General features: G+C 69.0%; 8 protein-coding genes. 7 read left to right on the forward strand and 1 reads right to left on the reverse strand.

Going from position 1 to position 6,834, the window contains the following annotated elements; translation table 11 throughout:
- Genes AB0K21_RS26170 through AB0K21_RS26180 form a run of 3 tightly spaced genes read left to right on the forward strand, consistent with a single transcriptional unit; the run spans position 1 to position 2,311 of the window.
- A complete protein-coding gene (locus tag AB0K21_RS26170; RefSeq protein ID WP_343961824.1) occupies positions 1-1,158 on the forward strand; it encodes a hypothetical protein in 1,158 nt (385 codons plus the stop codon).
- Positions 1,155-1,928, forward strand: a complete 774-nt coding sequence (locus AB0K21_RS26175; RefSeq protein WP_364153969.1) for an aldolase/citrate lyase family protein — start codon at positions 1,155-1,157, stop codon at positions 1,926-1,928. Before AB0K21_RS26170 ends, AB0K21_RS26175 begins: the two co-directional genes overlap by 4 nt.
- Before the next feature lie 11 nt (positions 1,929-1,939).
- The gene (locus tag AB0K21_RS26180; RefSeq protein ID WP_343961829.1) at positions 1,940-2,311 is read left to right on the forward strand and encodes a cupin domain-containing protein; all 372 of its coding nucleotides are present in this window, start codon (positions 1,940-1,942) and stop codon (positions 2,309-2,311) included.
- Between the two features lie 20 nt (positions 2,312-2,331).
- Here the strand turns inward: AB0K21_RS26180 and AB0K21_RS26185 are convergent, their stop codons facing one another.
- Complete coding sequence (locus tag AB0K21_RS26185) at positions 2,332-3,435, reverse strand: acetamidase/formamidase family protein (protein WP_343961832.1); 1,104 nt, start codon at positions 3,433-3,435, stop codon at positions 2,332-2,334.
- Positions 3,436-3,632: 197 nt separating this feature from the next.
- Here AB0K21_RS26185 and AB0K21_RS26190 point away from each other — a divergent pair, with 197 nt between their 5' ends.
- The 4 genes from AB0K21_RS26190 to AB0K21_RS26205 are packed head-to-tail and all read left to right on the forward strand — an operon-like array spanning position 3,633 to position 6,703.
- A complete protein-coding gene (locus AB0K21_RS26190; RefSeq protein WP_343961835.1) occupies positions 3,633-4,928 on the forward strand; it encodes an aromatic ring-hydroxylating dioxygenase subunit alpha in 1,296 nt (431 codons plus the stop codon).
- A gap of 19 nt (positions 4,929-4,947) precedes the next feature.
- The gene (locus AB0K21_RS26195) at positions 4,948-5,466 is read left to right on the forward strand and encodes an aromatic-ring-hydroxylating dioxygenase subunit beta (RefSeq protein ID WP_364153974.1); all 519 of its coding nucleotides are present in this window, start codon (positions 4,948-4,950) and stop codon (positions 5,464-5,466) included.
- Positions 5,466-5,759 (forward strand): Dabb family protein, encoded by a 294-nt coding sequence (locus AB0K21_RS26200; protein ID WP_030916912.1) that lies wholly within the window; start codon positions 5,466-5,468, stop codon positions 5,757-5,759. Before AB0K21_RS26195 ends, AB0K21_RS26200 begins: the two co-directional genes overlap by 1 nt.
- 56 nt (positions 5,760-5,815) lie before the next feature.
- Entirely contained in the window at positions 5,816-6,703 is an 888-nt protein-coding gene (locus AB0K21_RS26205) for a VOC family protein (protein WP_343961841.1), read from the forward strand.
- The last annotated feature ends 131 nt before the right edge of the window (positions 6,704-6,834 follow it).

Consider the following 6,834-nt stretch of genomic DNA (forward strand, 5'->3'; position numbering starts at 1 on the left):
ATGACCGAGATTTCGTTCGACCTTGTTCTGTCCGGCGGTACCGTTTTCGACCCCGTGGCGGGCACTCACGCGGTCACCGACGTGGCCGTGACCGACGGCCGCGTCGCACGCATCGCGCCCTCGCTCGCCGCGCAGGCCAGGGAGGTCGTCGACTGCGCGGGCAAGTGGGTCATGCCGGGCCTGGTCGAGGGGCACACCCATGTCTTCGAGAACGTCTCGAAGGTGGGGGCGCCGCCGGACGAGGCCCATCTGCGCCGGGGAGTGGTCGCCGCCGCCGACGCCGGTACGGTCGGTGCCTCGACCTTCGCCGCCTTCCGCGAGTTCGTGGTCCGGCCCGCCGAGATGCGCCTGGTCAACTTCCTCAACGTCTCGGTGCTCGGTCTGATCGACTTCCGTTTCGGCGAGCTGCTCAACCCGGACACGCTGGTCGCCGAGGACGCGCTGGCCGTGGCGCGGGACAACCCGGACGTGGTCCGTGGCTTCAAGATCCGTCTCTCCGAGGACGTGGTCGGCTCGGCCTGGCGCTCGCTGCTCAAGAGCTCCCTCGCGTTGGCCACCGACGCGGGCCTGCCCCTCATGGTCCACATCGGGGAGACCGAGGAGCCGCTGCCCGAGGTTCTGGGGATGCTCCGCCCGGGGGACATCGTCGCGCACTGCTACACCGGCAAGCCGCACGGCATCCTCGACGACGACAAGGTCATTCCCGCGGTGCTCGACGCGCGGGCTCGCGGGGTCCTCTTCGACAGCGCCCACGGCAAGAGCAACCTCAGCTTCGAGGTCGCCAGGAAGGCGATCGCCGAGGGCTTCCTGCCCGACCTGCTCACCTCCGACACCAGCGCCAGGAACTGGCGCGGGCCGGTCTTCGACCTGGTCACCAGCGCCGCCAAGCTGCGGGCGCTCGGCATGACCATGGACGAGATCGTGCCGCGGATGACCATCGCCCCCGCCCGGCGGCTCGGCCTGGACACCGAGGGGTACGGCACCCTCGTCGAGGGCGGTCCCGCCCACGTCACGGTGCTGGAGGACACCGAGGAGACGACCCTGCCCGACGCGGCGGGCAACTCGATCGTGGCACCCAGGCTGGAGCCGGCCCTTGTCCTGCACGGCGGGCAGCGCGTGGAGACGTCGCCCTGGCGCGGCCTGGACACCGCCCGGTGACGCCGGTCGGCGAGGCGAGACGGAGACTGCGGACCGCGCTGACCGGTGGAGGGCGGGTCGTCGGCACGTTCGTCAAGCTGCCCACCGTCGACTCCGTGGATCTCGCCCGGCAGGCCGGATTCGACTTCGTCGTCGTCGACCTGGAGCACTCCTCGCTGTCGGCGGAGACGGTGATCTCCCTGGTGCGGCATGCCGCCGCGACGGGCATCCCGGCCCTGGTCCGGGTGCCGGTCGTGGATCCGCCGCTGATCAACAGGGTGCTGGAGGCGGGCGCGGCGGGAGTGCAGCTCTCCACGCTGACCGCCGCCGCCGAGCGCGACGCCCTGGTCGCCGCGGCCCGCTACGCCCCCCACGGGCGGCGGAGCATCAGCCTCTCCCACCCGGCCGCCGGCTTCGGCGCGGTGGACCTGGCGGCCTACCTGGCGGCCGAGGCGGCGGACCCGCCGCTGCTCGTCGGGCAGGTCGAGACCGCCACCACCCGTGACCCGCTGCCGGAGCTGCTGGACGGCCTGGACGTGGCCTTCGTCGGTACCACCGACCTGGCCGTCAGCCTGGGCCTTCCCGGTGCGGAGGCGCTGCTCGCGCGGGTGGAGGAGATCGTCGACGCGGCCCGTGCCGCCGGGGTGGCATCGGGCGGCTGGCTCGCCCGCGCGGACGCCGAGTCGGCCGCCGGGAGCGGCCTCGGCGCCGCGCGTTACCTCATCGTCGGCTCGGACCTGCAACTCCTCGGTTCGGCCCTGCGCGAGGTGATGGACAAGTGGGATCGATGAAAGGAATGCCCGTGTTCAACCAGCGGCTGTACGCCACCGCCGTCAACTGGGACGACATCCCCGCGACCGAGATCCGGCCGGGTGTCCGGCGCAAGGTGTACTCCACTGACGAGACCATGCTCGCCTGGCACGAACTGGCCGTCGGCATGACGCTCAACCCGCACAAGCACGACGACTTCGATCAGCTCGTACTGATCCTGCAGGGCAGGTGCAACTACTACGTCGACGGCGTGCCGCACGAGATGTCCGCCGGTTCGATGATGCTGGTTCCCCGGGGAGCGGAGCACTACGTCGAGCCCACCGAGGGGCCGTGCGTCAACGTCGACGTGTTCAGTCCGCCGCGGGCGGACTTCGGCGACTCCGTCTGGCTGCCCGGGAGCTAGCATCCCGGGCGGCCCGGCGGCTACAGCCCGAAGTCGGCCTTCCTGATCAGGCAGTGCACCCCCTTGACCTGGTCGACGACCTGGCTGACCTCGAAGTCGGCCGCCGCGCTGAGGTAGGCGAGCGCCCTTGAGCGTTCCATGCCCTGGGTGAGTTCGAGGAACGTCACGGCTGCCCGTACGGCACGCCGCATGGCCTCGTTGAGGTCTGTGTGCAGGCCGACGGGGAGCCAGTGGGTCGAGGTCTCGGCGAACGGCTCACCGAGTGTGCCAAGGAGCGTTCCGGCCTCCCTGGCGGGGATCACCGACAGGCGCAGGGTGGCGCGCAGCGGTGCCTCGAGCGCGGTCAGGGCGACCTCGCCGTCGCCCTGGGCGTAGTGCGGGTCGCCCGCGTAGAACCCGGCTCCCGGAACCTGTACCGGCAGGTAGAGGCTGGACCCGACCCGCAGCTCGTTGATGTCGAGGTTTCCGCCGAAGGAGCCGGGCGGCACCGAGTGGACCTGGTCGCCGGTGTCGACCGTCACCCCCATCAGGCCCAGGAACGGCGCGAGCGGGAAGCGCGCCGCCCGCCCCCGGCCGAACGGGATGACGCCGTGCAGGCGCCCGGCCTCCTCGACCACCTCGGTGAAGACGCAGACGCTGTTGTACTCCCGCGCGCCGTCCGCGAGCGGGCCGGTGTCGGCGGCGGTCTCGGGGAACTCCCCGGGAAGCGCGCCGTAGCCGTGCCGGCTGCTGACGAACCCGTACGGCGCCCGGATCAGCAGGCTGAGCACGTCCACCCTGAGCACGTCGCCGGGTTGGGCCCCGGCGACGGAGATCGGCCCCGTCACCACGTGCGGGCCGTGGTTGTCGTAGTCGTGGGCGACGTCGGAGGCGGCCAGGTCGCGTGCGTCGGTGAGCACCTGGTCGGCGCCGACGCCGAACCCGGCGAGGTAGGAGACCGGATCACGACCCTGGTCCTCCAGGATTCCCTCGTGACTGAGAGTATCGATGGTGACGGTGTCGCCGGACTCGACGTGGAGCACGTGCCGGTGGTCGCGGTTGGGCAACAGGCCCCAGAGGCTGGTGTCCGGGCTGGTGGGGAGGTAGTGGGAACCATCGATGCGGCCGGTCTTCGGCTGGAGCATTGTCCCTCCACGGGGGATACGTCGCTGTCACCGGCTGAGAAAACTCGACAAGTGTTGCGTCGCCGTTAACAGGGAGTAACCGAAGATTTCGGCGTGAAGACTGGCACTTGACACCGCGATGGCGTGGTAGCAGCATCACATAGCGAGATGGCATCTCGAATTCTCGTTCAAAGTCCGTAGGAAGGCCAGGCGCCGCGATGACGCAGCTGACACAGGGATATCCGATCTCCTCCCTCGTGAAGGAGGATGGGGAGGCGTTGTCGTTCAAGGTGCACAGGTCCGCCTACCGGTCGGAAGAGGTCTTCCAGGCGGAGATCTCCAAGATCTGGGGGCACACCTGGCTCTACCTCGGTCACGAGACGGAGATCCCCAAGCCGGGCGACTTCAAGACGAGGACTCTCGGCGGGCGCCCGCTGATCTTCTGCCGCGACTCCTCCGGCGAGGTCCAGGTCTTCCTCAACGCCTGCACCCACCGAGGCACCGTGCTCTGCCGGCACAGCGAGGGCAACACGAAGTTCTTCCAGTGCTTCTACCACGCGTGGGTGTTCAGCAACTCGGGTGATCTCTCGGCGCTGCCCGGCGACGACGCGTACGTCGACGTGCCGGAGTTCCGCGAGGCGATGAAGCTGCGCTCGGTGCCCAGGATCCAGAGCCACGAGGGCTTCGTGTTCGTCGCCTTCGACCCGGACGTGCCCGACCTGATGACCCACCTCGGCAAGGCCGCCCACTACATGTCGCTGACCGCGAAGATCGGTCCCGCGGGCATGGAGACCGTGCCCGGGGTGCAGCTGTACTCGGTCAAGGGCAACTGGAAGCTCGCGGTCGAGAACGCGATGGACGGCTACCACTTCGCGCCCACCCACAACACCTTCGTGGGCTACCTGCGCGAGACCGGCTTCGCCGTCACCGACGACGACCAGTACGCCTACGACCTCGGCGGCGGCCACGGACTGCTCATCCTGACCGGCCACAACGGGCGGATCGGCATGGTCTGGGAGCCGAGGTTCGGCGAGGCGGAGAAGGAGCGGACGGCTCTCAAGCGCCAGGAGATGGAGGACCGGCTCGGCCCCGAGCTGGCCAGGGAGGTCGCCGACGCCAGTCGTATCCTCTTCGTCTTCCCCAACCTGCTCCTGTTCGACCTGGAGGCGCTGACCATCCGCCAGCTCGATCCGGTCTCCGCCGGCCAGACCAACGTGCGGGCCTGGCAGTTCGTCGAGGCGGACGAGCCCGCCGAGGTGCGGGCACTGCGGATCAAGACGATGGTCAGCTTCGTCGGCCCCGGCGGCCTCGCGACGCCGGACGACATCGAGGCGTACGAGGCGGTGCAGCGCGGGATCGAGGCGACCGCGAACGCGGCGGACCCCGCCTTCGACTGGAGTGACATGTCGCGCGGCATGGCCAACGAGCAAAAGGGCAACCAGGGCCGTTCCATCGACGAGGGCGCGATGCGCAGCTTCTGGCGTCACTGGGCCACCGTCGTGGGCCAGGACTGAGCGGGCCGGGACCGAGTCGATGGACGGTAAGAAGAGTAAGGAGAGCGCCGTGGGCGGCAGGACCATCACCCGGCACGAGGTGGAGGACTTCCTCTATCGCGAGGCGTCGCTGCTCGACGAGTGGCGCCTCGACGAGTGGTTCACCCTCTTCGAGGAGGGTGGGCGCATGGAGGTCGCCACCACCGACTGGAAGGGCTGGGACAGCTCCTCGGCCGGCTCCTTCATGTGCGACGACTACGACCTCATCAAGGCCAGGGTGAAGCGGCTCAAGAGCCGCAAGGCGCACGCGGAGAACCCGCACTCCAGGACCCATCGGATGATCTCCAATGTGCTCATCCTGGAGCAGGGCGACAAAACGGTCTGGGTGAGTGCCAACTTCATCATTCACCGCTACCGTGACGGCGGGACCTACAGCTACGTGGGCCGCTACGAGCATGTCCTGCTGATCGAGGACGAGGGGCTCCGCTTCAGGTTCCGCAGGTCGATTCCCGCCATGGAGGCCATGGACCCGGGCGCACGGCTGAGCTTCATCCTCTGATGATCAAGCACATGCTGGTCTTCCGCTTCAAGGAGGACGTGCCGGCCGAGACGGTGGCGGCGGTCCTGGCGGAGCTGGAGACGTTCCCGAGCAGGTATCCGGCCATGCGCGACTGGGCCTGCGGGCCCAACGTCAGCACGCGCGACACGAGCATGACGCACGGCTTCGTCGTCGGGTTCGACTCCGAGCAGGAACTGCTGGACTACCTGCACAGCTCCTCGCACGAGGAGTTCGTACGGCTGCGCTGGCGGCCGGTGATCGAGCGGCAGGCCATCGTCAGCCTCCACTGCTGACCGGCACCTCACGACGAGCACGTCACGAAGAACCAAGAAGGAATGAGGAAGGCACCATGACAGCTGACGCCCGTCCCCGGGCACCGTACGGGATGGAGTACGCCCGGATCGCGGTGCCGGACATGGCGGAGACCATTGAGTTCCTCCGGTATCACGTGGGTCTCCAGCTCGAACAGCACGACGACGAGTACGCCTACCTGCGCGCCGACATCGAGCACCACTGCGTGGAACTGCTCCACGAGCCCGGCAGGGAGACGTCGCACACGGTCGCGATCGGCTTCAGCGTGGAGTCCGACGAGGTCCTCGACGACCTGAGGGAGAGGGTGCTCGCGGCGGGGCTGGAGGTGCTGCCCCTGCAGGACAGGATGAAGGGCCTGTGCCAGCGCGGCTTCGGCGTGAGCGACCCGAACGGGCTGGTCGTGGAGCTGTTCACCGAGTTCCAGGAGTACGCCGAGGCGCCTGTCATCGAGCTGCGCCCGCTCGACCTCGTGCATCCCTTCATCGCCACCGACAAGTACGACGAGACGCTGGCCTTCTACACCGGGGTGCTCGGCTTCCTGCCCTCCGACTACGTCGGGGACGGCACCGTGTTCCTGCGGGCGGAGGACCGCTACCACCACAGCCTGGCCCTGCAGCGCAACAACGAGTACTACGTCGCTCACCTGTGCTTCATGATGAAGAGCCTCGACCACGTCATGCGTGGCAGGGCGCGCGCCCTGTACAAGGGGGTGCCGATCGCGTCCGACATGGTCAACCACTCCGCGTCGACCTCGATCGCCTTCTACATGTTCGAACCCAAGCACGGGCCCAGGTACGAGCTGTGCGACGGCCACCGGGTCTTCACCCCCGAGGAGCACGAGACGCACCGGCCCCGCAGGATGGCCGTCGACCCGCGCAACATCGACGTCTGGCGCGCCGCCGCCGACGACTGGGGCCGTTTCTGAGCGGCGTCCCCGAACGGAGAAGGCGAGGAGCCCCGGCCGGCGGTGAGGTGCCCCTTGACGCTGCCTGCGGCGTGCACGACCGCCCGCAGCCGTGGAGCCGCGGCCAGCACGTCCGCGTCGATCCTCGGACA

The sequence above is a fragment of the Streptosporangium sp. NPDC049248 genome (genome assembly GCF_040678965.1).
In the GTDB taxonomy this organism is placed as follows: domain Bacteria; phylum Actinomycetota; class Actinomycetes; order Streptosporangiales; family Streptosporangiaceae; genus Streptosporangium; species Streptosporangium fukuiense.

What these genes read in the sequence shown, in the direction of transcription:
- AB0K21_RS26185 (WP_343961832.1), bottom strand. Translation starts at nt 3,435, where the DNA reads ATGCTCCAGCCGAAGACCGGCCGCATCGATGGTTCCCACTACCTCCCC.
- AB0K21_RS26170 (WP_343961824.1), top strand. Translation starts at nt 1, where the DNA reads ATGACCGAGATTTCGTTCGACCTTGTTCTGTCCGGCGGTACCGTTTTC.
- AB0K21_RS26205 (WP_343961841.1), top strand. Translation starts at nt 5,816, where the DNA reads ATGACAGCTGACGCCCGTCCCCGGGCACCGTACGGGATGGAGTACGCC.
- AB0K21_RS26195 (WP_364153974.1), top strand. Translation starts at nt 4,948, where the DNA reads ATGGACGGTAAGAAGAGTAAGGAGAGCGCCGTGGGCGGCAGGACCATC.
- AB0K21_RS26190 (WP_343961835.1), top strand. Translation starts at nt 3,633, where the DNA reads ATGACGCAGCTGACACAGGGATATCCGATCTCCTCCCTCGTGAAGGAG.
- AB0K21_RS26200 (WP_030916912.1), top strand. Translation starts at nt 5,466, where the DNA reads ATGATCAAGCACATGCTGGTCTTCCGCTTCAAGGAGGACGTGCCGGCC.